Source organism: Geitlerinema sp. PCC 9228 (assembly GCF_001870905.1).
Lineage (GTDB): Bacteria > Cyanobacteriota > Cyanobacteriia > Cyanobacteriales > PCC-9228 > PCC-9228.
Window position 1 is genome coordinate 28,264 of the sequence record NZ_LNDC01000045.1, and the last position, 17,322, is coordinate 45,585.

The following is a 17,322-nucleotide window of genomic DNA, read 5'->3' on the forward strand; positions in this document are numbered from 1 at the left end:
AAATAACAAAAATGTTTTCGTACGGTTTTGGGAGTTTTTGAGGGAACCATAAGTTTTCTCCTCTTTGAACTTGTAGATTGTTTCCATTTTTTCTAGAGGATTTTCTTTCAGTTTGCTTTTGTTTCCTAAAATTCTCCAGTGTGAGATGCGTTCCTAAAATGCAGCCAATCAGAAAGATTTTCTTGTTGGGCTTTATCTTTATAGAACCATACCATCTAAAAGTTAAAGAAAGTTTAAAAACGAAAATTTTTGCTGCGATTGCAGTTGAAAGGAGAGTTTCATGCGATCGCTTCTTATCTGCAAAAAAAACGAATAGCGATCGAAGCAGTCATATGTTGTCATAGCGATGGAGAAGCAATTGCGAGCGGTCAATTTTTCCAAATCAGGCAATCGGAGCATTGGCCAACCATATTCCACTTATCCGAACCAAAGATAAAAAATCTAAAAAAACAATAATTTATTTTCTAAAGTCCCCCAATTTCCCTGGTTGAGGCGCTTTGCGAATTGTCCCTACAAAAAATTTGGATTTCCGATAGCAGGCTTTCAGGCGTACAATAGAGAAGGAATCTGCGAACTTCGAGCCTGCCTTATGCCAACCTCAAACACCAACCAAACTGCTTGGGCAAGAGCGGTTCTGCCGCCAGGGGTAGAATTCCCCCCCACCGAACTCACCGTACTGTCGGGTTCGATTCCCCCAGGAATTCGTGGTTCTCTATACCGCAACGGACCAGCGCGCTTGCAGCGGGGAAAACGCCGCGTTGGTCATTGGTTTGACGGTGATGGGGCTGTATTGGGAGTTCGTTTTACCTCCGACAAAGCCATCGGAACCTATCGCTTTGTACAAACTGCCGGCTATCGCCACGAGGAACAAGCGGAAACCCTCTTGTACGGTGGTTATGGCATGCTGCCTCCGGGAAGTTGGTGGAATCGCTGGCGCTATCCCGTGAAAAATGTTGCCAATACCTCGGTTCTGGCGCTGCCGGATAAGGTGTTGGCGTTGTGGGAGGGGGGTCATCCCCATGCTTTGGACCCGCAAACCTTAGAAACGCGCGGAACGGACGATTTGGACGGTTTGGCAGCGGAAGCGCCGTTTTCTGCCCATCCCAAACGCGACCCCCAAACGGGAGAGATTTACAATTTTGGTGTTGTGTTTGGCAGGCAGCCTTCTCTCAACCTCTATCGTTGCAATGCAATGGGCAAAATTGTCAAGCAAAATGCTATTCCTTTGAGTGGGATGTCGTTGATTCATGATTTTGTTTTGGCAGGTCGGTATTTGGTGTTTTGTATACCACCTGTACGCTTGAAAGTTTTGCCGGTTTTACTAAAATTCATGACGTTTTCTCAAGCGATGAGCTGGCAACCGTCTTTGGGAACGGAGATTTTGGTGGTTGACCGGGAAACGTTACAGGAAACTTGTCGCTTGCAGGCGGAACCTTGGTATCAGTGGCATTTTGGCAACGGTTGCGAGGATGAAGGGGGCAATATTGTTTTGGATATGGTTCGTTATGAAGATTTCCAAACCAATCGTTACCTGCAGGAGGTGGCGACGGGAAATCCCAAAACCAAGGCGCGGGGCAATCTCTGGCAGCTACGTTTGTCTGTTCAAAAAGGTAAAGTGATTGAACTAACGCCCCTGTACGATCGCACTTGTGAGTTTCCTTGCGTGGTGTCTTCCCAAGTGAGTCAGCCGTGGCGGTTTACGTATTTATCGGTTTTGCGTAATGAGGAGGATTTGGGTAAGGAATTGGTGGGTGGCGCGATCGCGCGGGTAGACCGTGGGGAAGGAAAATCGGTTACTGTGGCACTGCCGGCGGGGGATTATGCCAGCGAACCTATTTGTATTCCCGACCGCGATCGAGAGGAGCAAATGTGGTTGCTGGTGGTGGTTTACCGCAGCAGTTGCCATACCAGCGAACTGTGGATTTTGGATGCGAATCGCTTTGATGGCCATCCCGTTTGTCGTTTGCAGTTGCCTCGGGTCATTCCCATAGGATTTCACGGTACTTGGCAAGCTGATTGAACGCAAACAGCGATCGCTTTTTCTTATGTTGCTTGAAGATGGGAAATTGCTAAAAATCCTTATTGCAGACGGCATGTTTGCCGACAATATATTGGAAATATGTTAGTTTGTTATATGGTTTGTTCAACTCTTGCCAGTTACATGCCCAAAAGGTGAAATAAAACGTTGCCACTAAGCAATTAGAAAAGATTTTGACTGCAAAACTTTACGACCTGTAATTTTTTTAATTTTTGTAAATTCTCTGCGGTATTTCGTTATATTTTGCACAAAAAATGTCAAGATCTAAAATAGAAGGTAAATCAAAGCAAATTGAAAAAAAAATCTATCGATGTTGGCTGGCAAGTGTTGCCTAAAATCCAGATTTTCACGCCATTTTGTTTTGATAATCGCGTCGTTATACCGTCCGGTTCCTCATTTGTTTTTGATTTAGAAGAAAAAAGCGTAGACAACCAAACCAAACCACCAAGACAACCATCCGATGGTTGTGGGTAAGGTGGGAAAGTTGGGAAAAAACATACACAAGTAGGGTGCATTGGAAAGGATTGTTTGAGCGGCGGATAAGGAGTTTCCATGAAAAACACTACGGCCAGTTTTGCCAACCATCAAGCCAAAAAGAGTGCCATGAACGCATTCCAAGGAAGTCATTCGTGCCATAACGCGGGCGATCGCTTGCCATCCATGCCTAATTTATCCGACATTCTAGAGGGAACCGTGCGAGAAGCGGCTGCTTATTTGGGTGTCGATCGAGTTTTTATTTACCGCCTGCCAAAAGATCGCTGCAGTAAAGTAATAGCGGAGGCTTGCCAGCAAGAACGATTACCCTCTTTATTGGGTCAGAATTTACCAACGGCGTTGCTTCCCCAACAGGTCCGTTCCGCGCCAAAGCAAGGCTGTCAGTGGGAAATTGTAGATGTAGATGCCCAGCAGAAAACTATGTTGGGGGTAGAGTCCATTGCTGAGGGGATCCACCAATCCCACGAATGCAGCCAAGTGACCAGGGATACCATGTATCGCGCTTCTGTGGACCCCGATCGCTTGCAACTGCTACTAGAGTATCAGGTTCAAACCTCCCTAACGGTCCCCATTTGGCAGCAAAAAAATTTGTGGGGCATTTTGTTCGTTCACCACAGCCAAACCTACTTTTTCTCCCAACACCAACTGCAATTTTTACAAACGATTATCAATCGCATCTCTACCGCGATCGCCCAAGGAGAACAATCCCAAATCGGGCAGTTTTTAGACATGGAGAATACGAAGACTCAGGTCAACGGTAATGGCAAACACCTCTTTGCTATCGAGGGTAGCTATGCCAACGAAGAACAACAAAAACAGCTGCTGCTTGAGGCAGAACTGCGTCAAGCGATCGCGCGCGAAGAATTTCTCCTGTACTACCAACCGCAAATCGACTTGAAAACCGGCGAAATTTCCGGTCTGGAAGCATTAATTCGCTGGCAACATCCTCGACGGGGATTGATTTCTCCCAAAGAATTTATTCCCGTTGCTGAAGAAACCGGTTTGATTTGTCAAATCGGCGAGTGGGTATTGCATACCGCTTGCCAGCAACATCAGGAATGGCTTGCTCAAGGTGTAGCACCAGTTCCTATTGCCGTGAATTTGTCCGCCAGACAGTTCCAGCGTCCGGATTTGGTAGACAATATTTTAGACATCCTGGCGCAAACCCAGATGGACCCGAAATATCTGGAAATTGAAATCACCGAAAGCACCGCCGTTCGGGATGTTCCCTTTACCATTCAGATTTTACAGCAGCTGCAGCAAGCCGGCATCCGAATTTCCATTGACGATTTTGGAACCGGGTATTCTTCCCTCAATGCCATCAAAAACTTTCCCGTGGATACTCTCAAAATTGACCGCTGCTTTGTCCGGGATTTGATGAGCGATTCTACAGATGTGGCGATCGCGAAAACCATTATTGCCTTGGGTCAAGGACTCAACATGCGGGTATTGGCAGAAGGCGTGGAAACCCCCGAACAAATGGAACTGCTGCGATCGCTGCAATGCGACTTCGTGCAAGGATACTTGTTTGGGAAACCCATGAATCGGGAGGCAGCTGCTTCCTTGCTGCAAAGACACCTGTTTGTAGATAACAACTGGCAGGGAACCCTTGCTCCCTTTGCCACTTCCCCCGGCGAAATGGAGATCGAATTTGACAGCAGCAGTTCGACGCCACAAACCTCCCCAAATTACCTAGCCAACGGCCACCTTCCTTTTCACTGCGACCCCATTGTCCAGCATCAGGTACGCTTGCTGTACCGCAAAAACCAAAAACTGCAAGAACAACTGCGCAAATATCAAGAATTGGAAGCTTCTTGGAAGCAACAATTTAAGCGGGAACAGCTGGTGGCGCAAATGACCCAGAAAATCCACCAGTCCCTGAACTTGAAAGATATTCTCAACGCTACCGTTACCCAAGTGCGGGAGTTTTTGCAAGCCGACCGGGTGATGGTCTATCGCTTCCAACCAGACTATCGGGGAAAAGTGGTGGTTGAGTCTACTGCCGAAAATGTCCCATCCCTACTAGGAATGATTATTAACGACAACTGTTTCCGGGAAAAATATGTTTCTGCCTACAAGCAAGGGAAAATTTTGGCGGTGGACAATATTTACGACTCCCATTTCTCCCCTTGCCACATTGAGTTTTTGGAACAGTTCCAAGTCAAAGCCAATTTGATTTTGCCAATTATCCACGAAGACCACCTGTGGGGATTGATTTTCGTCCACCAATGCCACCAATCCCGCCACTGGCAGGAGTCGGAAATTCAACTGCTTTCCATTCTCGCCAATCAAACCGCGATCGCCATTCATCAGGCGCAACTATACCAGCAACTGCAAGCTGCCAACCAGGAACTTCACCACCTCGCCATTGTAGATGGACTTACTGGGGTGGCCAATCGCCGCTATTTCGACGAGTATCTGTACCAGCAGTGGCAAACCCTCTGTCAGAGAAATGCTCCCCTTTCCTTAATTTTGTGCGATTTGGACCAATTTAAAGAGTACAACGATACCTTTGGACATCAAGCCGGCGACGAAGCCTTGAAACAAGTAGCCGATGCTATGGAACGGTCGGTGAAACGGTCTACGGAGATGGTAGCGCGTTACGGTGGCGAAGAATTTGCTATTATTTTGCCCCATACCGATAGTGCCGCTGCTATGAGAATAGCCGAAGAAATTAGAGTGCGGGTACGAGCTTTGGACTTCTCGCCATCCGACAATTCGGTAGGACGCAATCTGACGTTAAGTTTGGGGGTTGCTACCATGGTTCCCGATGCCTTGTCTTCGCCAGAAAACTTGGTGGCTAAGGCAGACCAAGCTCTGTACGTCGCTAAATCGGAAGGACGCGATCGCGTGGTGTGGCAAGATAGTAGCTGGTCGCCAGAGTCAAAAGATGGTCCCAGCAGCGATCGAGTGGCTTCTTGAACTACCGATTTATAGTAGGATGGCAAACTAGAACCGCAAGCGTTAAGAAATCTTAAGCCCATGACCTCCCAACTCGACGCTCAGTCGGTATTTTCTACCCTAAAAACCATCCGCTACAACCAACCCCTCATTCACAACATCACCAACTTGGTGGTCATGAACTCTTCCGCCAATGCCTTGCTGGCTTTGGGAGCTTCTCCCGTCATGGCCCATGCTTTGCGAGAAGTGCGGGATATGGTAACCATTTCCTCGGCGTTGGTGGCGAATATTGGTACTTTAAGTGCCGACTGGGTGGAAGCCATGGACCTGGCTATGCAGCAAGCCAGAGATAGCCACAAACCCATCGTACTCGATCCGGTGGGCGCTGGTGCCACCCCCTATCGGACCCAGGTAACCCGCCGGCTGCTGGCAAGTAACCCAGTTACCGTCGTTCGCGGCAATGCTTCTGAAATTGCGGCCCTTGTTAGCGACGAAAGCACCACCAAAGGCGTCGATGCAACGCAACCTTCTCAAAATGCCCAGGAAGCCGCTCGCATTTTGGTCAAACAGTACGATTGTACCGTAGTGGTGAGCGGGGCTGTCGATACCATTTGCGATCGCCACCAAACTTTACACATTGCCAACGGTCATCCTTTAATGGCGAAAGTCACCGGCATGGGATGCAACACTTCCGCTTTTATTGCCGCCTGCCTGAGCGTTACCTCTCCTCCCCCGATTGCTGCTGCCACCGCCATGGCCGTTGCCGGGATTGCCGGAGAAATAGCAGCCGAGAAAGCAGCAGGACCGGGGAGCCTGGCGGTACATTTTTTGGATGTTTTGTACAATTTAGATGAGGCAGATATTCGCCAACGGCTACACTGCTATTAAAAACTTAGGAAAATGGGACGTCAGACCCTTTCCCTAGCAAATTCACCCACCAAGAAATGACTTTTTCAACTTACCAACCAGAATCCCTCTTAGACAAACGCGATCCCGAAATGATTCAATCGATGCTCCCCTTTTGGGAATTTTTGTATCACTTATACTTCCGCGTAGAAACCGACGGTTGGCATCACATTCCCGAACGGGGAAGCGTTTTATTTGTTGGTTCCCACAACGGCGGTTTGGCAGCCCCTGATATGCACATGTTTTTGGTTGATTGGTATCGCCGCTTTGGGGTGCAACGAAATGCCTACGGTTTGATGCAGCGGGAAGTGTTGACCTCTCCAGATGCAGCAGCGTCGGCAGCGAGAATGGGGGCACTCCCGGCGGAACCTAGAATTGCGGCAGCGGCCCTACGTCGTGGGGCACCGGTTTTGGTGTATCCTGGGGGCATCGATGATGTATTTCGTCCTTACAGCCAGCGCCATCGTATTGAGTTAGCCGGCCGTAAGGGGTTTATTAAATTGGCTCTGCGGGAGAACGTTCCTATTATTCCTTTGGTATCCCTAGGCGCTCACGAAACTTTAATGGTTTTGACGGATTGTAAGGATTTGATGGGGGTTTTGCGACAGCAAGGATTGATTGATGCCAGTACACCCATTACCCGCGTATTTCCTATTTATTTGGGTTTGCCTTGGGGATTGGCGGCGGGAGCAGCTCCCAATATTCCCCTGCCTAGAAAAATCTATACCCGCGTTTGTTCTCCTATTGATTTTGAGCGTTCTGGGAGAAAAGCCGCACGCGATCGCAAATACGTGGATGCCTGTTACGAGCAAGTTCGACAGCATATGCAAGCTGCGTTGGACGATCTGGTGGTTCGTTCGCGAGAGGGGGGATAGGAGCCTATTGAGCGTGGGAGATAGAAGTGTACCATATTTTCCTTGGGGCTATAATGCTATTTCTCCCTCCTTTTCTTATATGATACCAAATCCGATGTATTATGTAGACCCAAAAAAATGTAGGGGTAGCGCCCCTGTGCCTACCCTAAAAAAAGAATCCCCTACAGGGGGTTGCCCCTACAGAAAAATTGGGGTTTTGCGTCGCGGATTTGGTATGAATAGATTGAATTCTCAGACCCCCGGCTGTCGCGGTCTTCCTTAGTCAGGGGAACTTACAAAGATTTCTTCTCCATAAGTCTACAGCCGGATTTCATATTATTTTAAAAATATCGATGGCAGTTTCCACAATTGGTGGGTTCGGCGTTTGAAGGTGATTTCTTCTTGGTAAACCGCTTCAAAATAATAGTTGCGGTATTGTTCGTAGGCGGTTCTCAATGGCGAAAAAGGAGGGATCGTTTCCCACAGCAAAACATTGGTTTCGCCGGGAGGAATATCTAGTAAAATATCTTGGGGAATGCCGTTTTCTTCCATGAAATCCCGGGAAGGTCTTTCAACCAATTTCAAACGTACATCCTTATCGAGAGCGTGGCTCAGAGAAAGGACACGGTTAATTTGATTATCGCTTAATACCAAAGCACCTTCAAATTGATTGATGGCTTTAGCGAGGGAAATATTGTGAAAATCACTGTATTTGGTCCACCAAGTTTCGGCTTTGGCAATGGCAATTCCCGATAAAATGCCTCCCGAAAGTAAAAAGACCGTTACCAATTTCCAAAAGCGTTGGGTACGCAATTTGGCAGCAAAATTGGTAATTTGCGAAGCAAGCAAGTAGGTGACGGTCAGTTGAATGGCGATGTAGGCGGGAAACTGGTAGCGAGCAATAATCGAACGCCTGCCTCCGGATAAAACATCGGTTCCTGCCATGGGGAGGGTGGTGGAAATAGCAAGGAACAATAACAGCAACCAGGTGTCGCGAGAGGTGTGGCGAACCAAATAATAACTAGCATACGCCAGCAGCAATCCCAACGGTACGATAAGATATACAACGGGATTGTCGGGGCGAAACATAACGTTAAATGGGTCTTCGTAGGCGAGTTCCAGGTCAAAGAAGGTCCGTATGAAGTTGGTAGCCCAATTTTTGAAAAGTACGGGAAATGTTAGTTCTTTAATGACCCACGCCCAACCTTTGTTAACTTGTAGTTGTCTTTCTAAAAAGACAAACAACCAGGGTAAAAACAATACGGTGGCGATCGCACTTGCTAAAAAATATCCCAATAAATTTTTATTTGCTTTGCTGCCTTGTTCTGGGGATATTTTGAAATTGAACCAAGGAGAAAGCCAATATTCGATCGAACGTATACCTTCCGTACCCAGTACGTAAAGACCGTAGGCAATGACCACAAAACCGGAAAACAAATGGGAATAAAAGGAAGCAGCTAGGGAGAAACTATACATTCCCCATCCCCATATAGTCTGCTTTCGCAGAGCGTACAAAAGTGCTGCACTGGATAAAATCGTGGTAACAATCCATAAAGGATACTCCCGCACTTCTTGAGCGTATAAAATATGAATAGGAGAAACCGCCAATAAAGCGATCGCGACCCATCCTGCCGCCGCCGAACCAAACAATTCCCAAGCCAGCCAATATATGGCAGGAAATGCAAATAAGCTCACCACCACGGAAAAACACCGCTGCCACCAAACGCTATCCCCCAACCATTCTTGCCACCAACGGGACATCACATAGTATAAAGGGGGATGGTGGGGAGCTTCTGTTTTCATCACATGCATCATATCATCCCAACCGCGATCGGGACTGAGACGTTGGAATTGTAAAATATCGTCTACAGTTAACAGTTCGCCGCCGTATAACTCCTCCACCATCTCTGCCATTTCATATCCCGCAATGCGATAGGAACTGTAGGCTTCGTCGCTCCAATATACCTTATCCTCTAGGTTGGCAAAGCGAAAGCAAATGCCGATTGCCAAGACTACAACGCATAGCAGGGGTAGCCAGTTCTGGGAATATTTTTGTTTGTGAATCCACTTGGATAGCATAACGGGATTTTTTGTTTGTAGGTGGTTACGCGGTCTAAAGATGGGACAATAAAACCGATAAAGACAGACCCAAGCATTTCACAGTACCAGATGGCGGTAGCATCTATGCCCAGCCTACGAAAATTTTTTACCGGTTCGGTTGCCAGTTTTTGGCATCCCCACAGCATTTTTTGGTTTAGCCTCACCATCACGTTGGCGGCTGTATACGCTTTGTTGGCGATGCAGGCGGCGTTTGACGGCGAGTATGTGGTTCAAGACGATGCCAGGCAGCATGTGTTCTGGATGCAGCGTTTTGTCGATCCGCAATTGTTTCCCAACGATCGTATTGCCGATTATTTTCAATCGGTTGCTCCCAAAGGATACGCTACGCTATACCGAGGAGCAAGTTGGCTGGGAATTTCGCCGCTATTGCTGCACAAATTGTTGCCGCTGGTGTTGGGGTTGCTGGCAACAGGATACGGATTTGGGGTATCCATGCAGATTTTGCCGGTTCCCTTTGCTGGGTTTGCGTCGATGTTGCTGCTGAATCAGTGTCTTTGGCTGCAGGATGGTATGGTGTCGGCGACGCCAAAGGCGTTTGTGTATCCTTTGTTTTTGGTGTTTTTGTATTACTGGCTGCGGCGGAATTTGTGGTTGATGGCAGCTGCGATCGCAGTTTTGGGGGGATTTTATCCCCAGTATGTTTTTATTGCGGATGGGGTGTTGGTGCTTTCGTTGCTCGGCTTTCGCAAGTTAGAATTTCGCTGGCTGGGCACCCGCGATCGCTATAGGTTGGTCGGGGTTGGCTTGTGGGTTTCGTTTCTGATTTTGCTTCCCTACGCGATCGCAACGTCGGAATTTGCCCCTACTGTGTCTTTGGAAACAGCAAAAACTATGCCGGAATTCCAACCCGAAGGGCGAACAGTCTTTTTCCATGATGACTTGGGACGGTTTTGGATGGTGGGTCGCGGTGGTTTGCGTTTGTCGTTAGAACCAATTTTGCTGTGTTTGGGGTTATTGCTGCCTTGGCTTTTGCAGTTACGCCATTGGTTTCCTTTAGGGAATCAAGTACAGAAAAATGTTCACTCACTAACGCACTTGCTGGTTTCTGGTTTGGGCATGTTTTTGATTGCCCATATGCTTTTGTTTGCCTTGCACCTTCCCAGTCGCTACACCCAGCATAGTTTTCGCATGGCAATTTCCTTAGCAGCCGGATGTGCTATGGTTTTGCTGTTAGATGGCATTTGGCAGTGGTTCTCCCAGCGGCAAAATCGATTTTTGGCAAGGGGGGGGCAGCTGAGTATTGTGGCTTTTTTGGTTGGTTATTTACTTTTGTATCCCCTAACGTTAGATAATTTTCCTTGGACGGGATATATTGTGGGACGATATCCTAAATTATACGAGTTTCTCCAACAAACACCGAAGGATACCTTGGTAGCTTCTGTTAGCGTGGAAGCCAACAATATTCCTACATTTGCACGTCGTTCCACGTTGGTTGCCAGCGAGTATGCCATTCCCTACCATTTGGGATACTACCAACCATTTCGCCAACGTACGGAAGATTTAATCCGTGCCCAGTATAGCCGCGATCGCGCTGTGGTGGAAAATTTTATTCAATCCTACGATATTGATTTCTGGCTGATAGACCGGGTGGCGTTTATCCCGGAATACGTTTCTAAAAACCGCTGGTTGCGTCAATACCAAGAGGCTAGCGAGACGGCTTTGACGTCGCTACAACAACCCACACCTCCCGTTTTAGCTAAGTGGGTGGTTCCCGAAATTCCTTTACCTAAAAGCGAAAGTGAATGTATTGCTTTTGAAAATCAAACGCTGGTCCTATTAAATACTAGCTGCTGGCTGGATCGATAGGCAATCATTTTGCATGTATTTTGTAGTGGCACGTCTATTTTAATTTGGTAGGTAAAGCGAGCGCTAAAGTTTATAAATTTAAAATCCATGCAGCCATTCTTCTGTCCACTATGTTGAAATCGATTTCTTGTTATTTTTTCTTTTTTAAAATAATAAATGCGATCGCATATTTTCTTTCTTTTTTCTGATAATTATTCCGAAAAATAGAATATTTTTTCTTTATATATAGACAACGCTGCCAGGATTTCCGTGTTTTTACGTAAAATTTATCCGTTGTTTTTCTAAGGCTTTAAAAATCCGTATTTTTACGGAAATTTTGTATCTATTCTTAACAGAGAAGGAAAAAACCATTCGTTGTAAATCCTTATGAGACGGGAATTTGGGGAAATTTTAAGAAAAGTGATTTTGGGATTCCGGAGAAAGAAAGGACAACTTGTATAGGTTGATAAATTGCGATCGCATTTTGCGTTTTGGGAGTTAATTTTCATTAAAAAATCAACGATATTCCCAAAAGAAGCTTGGTAGAAATATCGCATCTACCCGAAGCCAGCATCAGGAGTTTTCTATTTCTATATACATACGCGATCGCAGTTATTGGCAACTAGGAAACCACCGTTACAGCGAACTTCTCAAACGGTAAGAATCCGACAACCAATTGTATTGCTTGCAAAACATCCATAAGGGGTAAAAATATGGATTTTGACGCTATTCACGTATTAAACCCAGACGACAATACCTACACAACCGACGGTCAGAACGATTTGGTTGTGGCTTTGGGAGGTTCCGACATCGTCGCGGCTTTGGGAGGCAACGACTATCTGTTTGGTAACCAGGGAAACGATCTCCTCAGCGGCAATGGAGGAGAAGATATTCTGCGAGGCGGTCAGCAAGATGACTGGCTGCTAGGGGGAGATGGTAATGATGTGATGACCGGAGATTTAGATAACGACGTTGTTGCCGGCGGTAACGGTAACGATTTCATTTACGGCAATCAAGGCAACGACCAACTCTTCGGCAACAGCGGTCGAGATAACATCTATGGCGGTCAAAATAACGATTTGATTCGCGGTGGTCGCGATAGCGATCGCATTTTTGGCAATTTAGGAGATGATACCCTTAGCGGCGATTTAGGGAAAGACACTTTACAAGGAGGTTTGGGAAGCGATCGCTTTATTATTGGTGTAGATTTGGGGGGAATGTCTGTAGAAGAGGCAGATGTCATTAATGATTTTACCGATGGTGTGGATAGTATCGAAATCGCTGGCAATATCGACGCTGATGATATTGAAATTTCCCAAGGAACAGGAGAATACAGCGAAGATACGGTGATTCGCAGTCGCGGAAGTAGTGAATATTTTGCGGTTTTCAAAGGAATTGATAGTTCGGTTATTGATGGTGATGATTTTGTCAATCTCAGCAACGTAGACCCATCACCGACACCAGACCCATCACCGACACCAGACCCATCACCGACACCAGACCCATCACCGACACCAGACCCAGCTAGTTTAGCATTCGATACTGCTAACTATAGCGTTAGTGAAGATAGCGGCAATGCCACGGTTACTGTTACCCGAACTGGTGGTAGCGATATGGTGAAGTGAGTGTACATTACGCCACTAGCGACGATACGGCAACTGCTGGGTCGGATTACACCAGCCAAAGTGGAACTTTAACCTTTGCGGCTGGGGAAACTAGTAAAACCATTGAAATTCCCATTAGCGACGATAGCGATGCAGAAGGAAACGAAACCTTACAGCTAACGCTAACCAATGCGGTAATGCGAATTTGGGAAGTCAGGATACCACCTCTCTAACGATTTCGGATAATGATATTGCCACCGCCGTATCGGACTCTGCTAAGTTAGGCGGTTACAATGATGACATAGATTTAAGTAATGAATCTGAGGTAGCTGCCAGAGGAGGTCCTAGCGTTACTGTGGGAAATCGCTCGATTTATATCGGTTACGAACAAGTGACTAACCTCAATCAAAATCCAGTGATGGTCAGCTTTACCAACGGTACGCAAGATTGGGTGGTTGGCAGCGAATTGGAAGAAAGTAGTACCGATACGCGGGGATATGGCTTACTATGGGATGGCGGTGACAATCTCTATGCCGTCTTTAGTACAGATGGTACGCAAGGCAGTACCAATGAAGACTTCCGCGAGTTTGCTACTGATGGCTGGCTGACTAGCTACGGTCAAGGCGGTGGTGCCAAGGTTGCCATTATCGCCAAGATTGACCCAAATACTGGTATTCCCACGGATGCGACTTTCCTCTATGCCAAACTCAGTAATGGCAACAGCAATACCATGACGGTCACTGATTTGTCGCTAAATAGCAATGGCAATGTGGTGGTTCAGGCAGCATCCTACTTCTCACCTCTGCAGGTAGATAAAACCAGGATGGAAAATAATGGACCCGATACGAGTTCTCCCTTTGACTATACGATTGAGTTTACGCCAGATTTGAGTTCTGCTGTACGAGCAGAAGCACCCGGTTTTCAAGGAACTTGATAGAATTTTCATCAGTCAGCTAGATGGTTAAAATAAGGGCGACAAGCGATCGCCCTTATTTTCTTCTTGTAGTTACGGGATTTTACAGCAACCCCTCCACTGGTTGGCGAAAGGCAATGAGAGCGTATTTTTCCCGAAACGGTTTTATCTCTTCTATCAAGCGATCGCAAATTTCCTCAGAGGTCAGGATTTTGATTTCAATATTGGTATTGAAACCAGCGATATCTCCCATGCGGGAACCGTGGCGACCGGAACCAACGGCTTGGATAATTGTGTAGCCGCTGGCACCAGAATTTTTTAACAATTTGACCATGCGGTCTTGCAAAACTGATTCACAAATTACAGTAACCAAAAACATATCTTGTAAAGAAGCAGCCATAACGTACAATGAAAAATGAACCAATATCGCTATTATCGGGGGTGGTAGGTAACCAAAGCAAGTTAGGTTTGTGCTGCCAAATATCCCCGGGAAGCGAAATTGAGATCCACCACGTCGGCTTCCACCTTGCCGATGGATACCTGCAACCCGAGACCGCCAGCCTTGGTACGAATATACGCCAAACCAAACACCCCTTCTGGCGTTTCCGTACAGCTGGTTAGGGTTCCCACCTGTTTGCCGTCTAGCATCACTGGCGTTCCCGGTTCCACGAAACTTGGCAGGCGAACTCCCCAAAGTTGGGTTTTCACGCCTTTGTAGGTATTCAACCTGGCAATGGTTTCCTGACCGATGTAGCAACCTTTTTCAAAAGAAATATTATGCCACAAAGCGGCTTCTAGAGGATTGTAATCTTCGGTTAATTCTGCTTCTGCTGCCGGTCTTCCCTGCAAAATTCGTAGTTTCTCCCAACAAGCATCTCCCATAGGGGGAACGCCGGCGGTTTCTGTTAGCAGTTGCCAGACGGTGGCGGCTTCCTCGCGGTTGACTATTAGTGTATATCCTGGCATTGCCAATCCATTGCCGGTGGCAACCCGTACTTGCATTTGTTGCAAATCAACCATTTGGTGGCTGTTGGCAGGTAAGTCAACCGAAACTCCCAATTTTTCCCAAACGGTATCGCTTTGGGGTCCAATTAAACTAAAAATGCTGTGGGTATCGCTAATATCTTCTAGTTCTACCTTATCAAAAGGAAAGATATAGCGGTCCAACCATTTCATCATAGTTTCCCGTCGATTGGGAGAAACCAGCAGCAAAATGGCATCTTCGGTGGCATAGGCAGTAGCCAGATCGATAGTCCGTGCCGTAGAATTGGTAAATACGGTATCTTGGCTTTGTCCTGGCTGGAGATTGTTAAAGTCGTTGGTACTTTGGTTGTGTAAAAACCGCAACTGTTCTTCGCCGGATAGCCGCAGCAATCCCCAGTGAGAGCGATCGCATATAGCGACTTGGTTCCTGGCAGCCGCCAACGCTTCGGCATCGTTGCCAAAACTCACCGGTATGGACTGGGTATCCCTATCAAAGGTGGCACCTAGGTCTTTTTGTATCTGTTGTAATGTAGTGGTTGTCATCGGTGTTTCCAGAAGCTATCCATCTTTACGATTGTCTATATTTTGAATATAGGGAATCAAGGAACTTGACGTAAACGCGATCGCAGCGAGGGGTTTCTACATCGGTAGCTGGTTGGTAGCCATATTTTTCGTACAGCTTGACCGCTTCGGTGAGAACGCTGGCTGTCTCCACCCAGATGGCTTCAAATCCTCTAGCTGCGATCGCAGCTTCTAATTGTTGTAGCAAAAATTTGCCCATCCCACTGCCGCGAACCGACGGCAGCAAATACATTTTCCGAATCTCCACTTGGGTTGAGGATAGTTGAGACGCTTGATTTTCTCCACGAAAGACGGGATAGTAGCCGCCAGTTCCCACCACAGTTCCCTGTTTTTCCACCACCCAAAACTCGCCGCCAGTTTCCCAATAATATTTTTCCACCTCTACCACATCGCGATCGCTGGTTTCCGGTTCCCAAGCCAAACCGTACTCCGTTAACACTTCCTCAATAATCTTCGCACAAATATCGCGATCGCCAGGTTCCCAAGGTCGAATTACCACATCCGCTTTCCAGGTCAACGACATCGCAGCCAACCATCCTCCCTATCGTTTTTGAAAACTTGCTGGTTCCCAACCATACCACAAACAAACCGCCAGCCAACTCACCGACAAAAGTCCGGCAATGCTGAGGGTCAATCCCCCGATAGGGAACCAACAATCCCAACACTGGCAAAATCGCACCGCTTATGGTAGCAATAAAAATTGCCAAAGAAGTACGTTATAGGTCTGTTCTACCATATACCGCAATTGCGGTGCGTATGGTTCCCCATCTTTTCCCCAGCTATGCTAGCCGCCATTTCTTTAACCTGTGCCTGTTCCCAATGGTGGTAGCGATTCGCTAACGTAGAACAGAGAAAAAATCCCGCCACTAACCAACACAAAACCAACGTAGCATGTGGCCATCCCTGCAACCAGCGATCGTACCCCCACAGCCAAGCATACAACCAGGGTGGATTGGTTTTCTGACCTTGGGAAAAATTGAACAACGCTAAGATCGTTCCCAACAACCCCACCAAAACCAACAAAACCAGTCACAACCGCATCATTTGCAACCCAAACTGCATTAGTTCCTGGGGATGGGTTCGAGGAGATGGGGAATGCCTTGCGAACTTTGCGAGAGAAGCCATATAAAATGATTCCAAACCAATACCAACTCAAAATGGGGATGGATGTTACAGCGGAAAAAGTTCCCAGTTCCCCTCTTTATCCGCGATCGCACTTTCCAACTTGAAGATAGCGCACCATCCCACAGGATTCTTCAGAAACGAAGTTTCCCATTTTCCTCAATTCTTGACTTTCAAAAATTTTCCTAGAAATGGCAGATAGATTTCTTTGACTTTTCCCTCTGACAAATCAAGCATACCACCAATGAAAGGCGGTTTTCCTTTTTTATGTTTATTTTTCTCACTTTACGCATTAACACGTATTTTAAGCGTTTCTTTATCGAAACTTTATCTTTTCTGGGCAGAATTTTGAAGAAGCTGTGACATACTCGAAATGGGATTTTGAGGGGAACATAAAATTTCATCGATTCCTTATCAATCGCGTGGTAACTACGTATTTTTACGGATTTTCACGGAAAAAGACCCAGAAACGGCAAATCATCGCACATGCTTTGTGAAACCTTCATCAAGCATAGCAGGTGGGAAATCTACATATGCGGTGGTTACATAAGCATTCAAACAATCTTTCAAGGGAGAGTATCATGGCATTTACCACAACGCAATTAACTCAGTTAGATGACAATACTGAAAAATCTCTGGCAATTGAGGCTATTATGTTGGAAGAGGAAACTTCCGAAGGGAAATCTTCCGATTACGAAGGAGAAGAAACAGTAGCCTATATGGAAGATGATGATGAATCTTCTGATGATGATGGCGAATCTTCCGATTACGAAGGAGAAGAAACAGTAGCCTATATGGAAGACGATGATGAATCTTCCGATTACGAAGGGGAAGAAACGGTAGCCTATATGGAAGATGATGGCGAATCTTCCGATTACGAAGGGGAAGAAACGGTAGCCTATATGGAAGATGATGATGAATCTTCTGATGATGATGGCGAATCTTCCGATTACGAAGGAGAAGAAACAGTAGCCGATATGGAAGATGATGATGAATCTTCTGATGATAATGGCGAAT

14 protein-coding genes and 1 pseudogene are annotated in these 17,322 nt (G+C 46.6%); 9 read left to right on the forward strand and 6 right to left on the reverse strand.

Translation table 11 applies throughout. The annotated features are described in order from the left end of the window. Positions 1-589: 589 nt before the first annotated feature. The 4 genes from AS151_RS03010 (at position 590) to AS151_RS03025 (ending at position 7,215) form a co-directional block, all read left to right on the forward strand. Positions 590-2,020 (forward strand): carotenoid oxygenase family protein, encoded by a 1,431-nt coding sequence (locus AS151_RS03010; protein WP_071515591.1) that lies wholly within the window; start codon positions 590-592, stop codon positions 2,018-2,020. 570 nt (positions 2,021-2,590) lie between these two features. Beyond that, positions 2,591-5,455 (forward strand): EAL domain-containing protein, encoded by a 2,865-nt coding sequence (locus AS151_RS03015; RefSeq protein ID WP_071515592.1) that lies wholly within the window; start codon positions 2,591-2,593, stop codon positions 5,453-5,455. 60 nt (positions 5,456-5,515) lie between these two features. Continuing rightward, positions 5,516-6,322: a hydroxyethylthiazole kinase gene (gene thiM, locus AS151_RS03020; protein ID WP_071515593.1), complete on the forward strand. Its 807-nt coding sequence runs from the start codon at positions 5,516-5,518 to the stop codon at positions 6,320-6,322. Positions 6,323-6,378: 56 nt separating this feature from the next. Then, the gene (locus tag AS151_RS03025; RefSeq protein ID WP_071515594.1) at positions 6,379-7,215 is read left to right on the forward strand and encodes a 1-acyl-sn-glycerol-3-phosphate acyltransferase; all 837 of its coding nucleotides are present in this window, start codon (positions 6,379-6,381) and stop codon (positions 7,213-7,215) included. 315 nt (positions 7,216-7,530) lie between these two features. On the opposite strand, the gene AS151_RS03030 is transcribed toward AS151_RS03025, so the two are convergent. Next, entirely contained in the window at positions 7,531-9,273 is a 1,743-nt protein-coding gene (locus AS151_RS03030) for a glycosyltransferase family 39 protein (RefSeq protein WP_071515595.1), read from the reverse strand. Between the two features lie 90 nt (positions 9,274-9,363). Here AS151_RS03030 and AS151_RS03035 point away from each other — a divergent pair, with 90 nt between their 5' ends. The 4 genes from AS151_RS03035 to AS151_RS03050 all read left to right on the forward strand — a co-directional run bounded on the left by AS151_RS03035 (position 9,364) and on the right by AS151_RS03050 (position 13,638). Next, positions 9,364-11,121: a hypothetical protein gene (locus AS151_RS03035; protein WP_211517503.1), complete on the forward strand. Its 1,758-nt coding sequence runs from the start codon at positions 9,364-9,366 to the stop codon at positions 11,119-11,121. Between the two features lie 692 nt (positions 11,122-11,813). After that, positions 11,814-12,725 (forward strand): calcium-binding protein, encoded by a 912-nt coding sequence (locus AS151_RS03040; RefSeq protein ID WP_071515597.1) that lies wholly within the window; start codon positions 11,814-11,816, stop codon positions 12,723-12,725. Further along, positions 12,722-12,937, forward strand: a complete 216-nt coding sequence (locus AS151_RS03045; RefSeq protein ID WP_071515598.1) for a Calx-beta domain-containing protein — start codon at positions 12,722-12,724, stop codon at positions 12,935-12,937. Before AS151_RS03040 ends, AS151_RS03045 begins: the two co-directional genes overlap by 4 nt. Beyond that, a complete protein-coding gene (locus tag AS151_RS03050; RefSeq protein WP_071515599.1) occupies positions 12,910-13,638 on the forward strand; it encodes a hypothetical protein in 729 nt (242 codons plus the stop codon). The genes AS151_RS03045 and AS151_RS03050 overlap by 28 nt, the downstream gene beginning before the upstream one ends. An 82-nt stretch (positions 13,639-13,720) precedes the next feature. Here the strand turns inward: AS151_RS03050 and AS151_RS03055 are convergent, their stop codons facing one another. From AS151_RS03055 to AS151_RS03070, 5 genes are all read right to left on the reverse strand, one after another. Next, the gene (locus AS151_RS03055; RefSeq protein ID WP_071515600.1) at positions 13,721-14,017 is read right to left on the reverse strand and encodes a hypothetical protein; all 297 of its coding nucleotides are present in this window, start codon (positions 14,015-14,017) and stop codon (positions 13,721-13,723) included. A gap of 62 nt (positions 14,018-14,079) precedes the next feature. Further along, the gene (locus AS151_RS03060) at positions 14,080-15,144 is read right to left on the reverse strand and encodes a folate-binding protein YgfZ (protein WP_071515601.1); all 1,065 of its coding nucleotides are present in this window, start codon (positions 15,142-15,144) and stop codon (positions 14,080-14,082) included. A 25-nt stretch (positions 15,145-15,169) separates the two neighbouring features. Beyond that, on the reverse strand, positions 15,170-15,706 hold the full coding sequence (locus tag AS151_RS03065) for a GNAT family N-acetyltransferase (RefSeq protein ID WP_071515602.1): 537 nt from the start codon (positions 15,704-15,706) through the stop codon (positions 15,170-15,172). Next, on the reverse strand, positions 15,627-15,890 hold the full coding sequence (locus tag AS151_RS21900) for a hypothetical protein (RefSeq protein WP_170861292.1): 264 nt from the start codon (positions 15,888-15,890) through the stop codon (positions 15,627-15,629). Before AS151_RS21900 ends, AS151_RS03065 begins: the two co-directional genes overlap by 80 nt. A 22-nt stretch (positions 15,891-15,912) precedes the next feature. Continuing rightward, positions 15,913-16,167 (reverse strand): hypothetical protein, encoded by a 255-nt coding sequence (locus AS151_RS03070; protein WP_139240476.1) that lies wholly within the window; start codon positions 16,165-16,167, stop codon positions 15,913-15,915. A gap of 719 nt (positions 16,168-16,886) precedes the next feature. Here AS151_RS03070 and AS151_RS03075 point away from each other — a divergent pair. Then, positions 16,887-17,322: pseudogene (locus tag AS151_RS03075) on the forward strand (hypothetical protein); the annotation flags it as partial.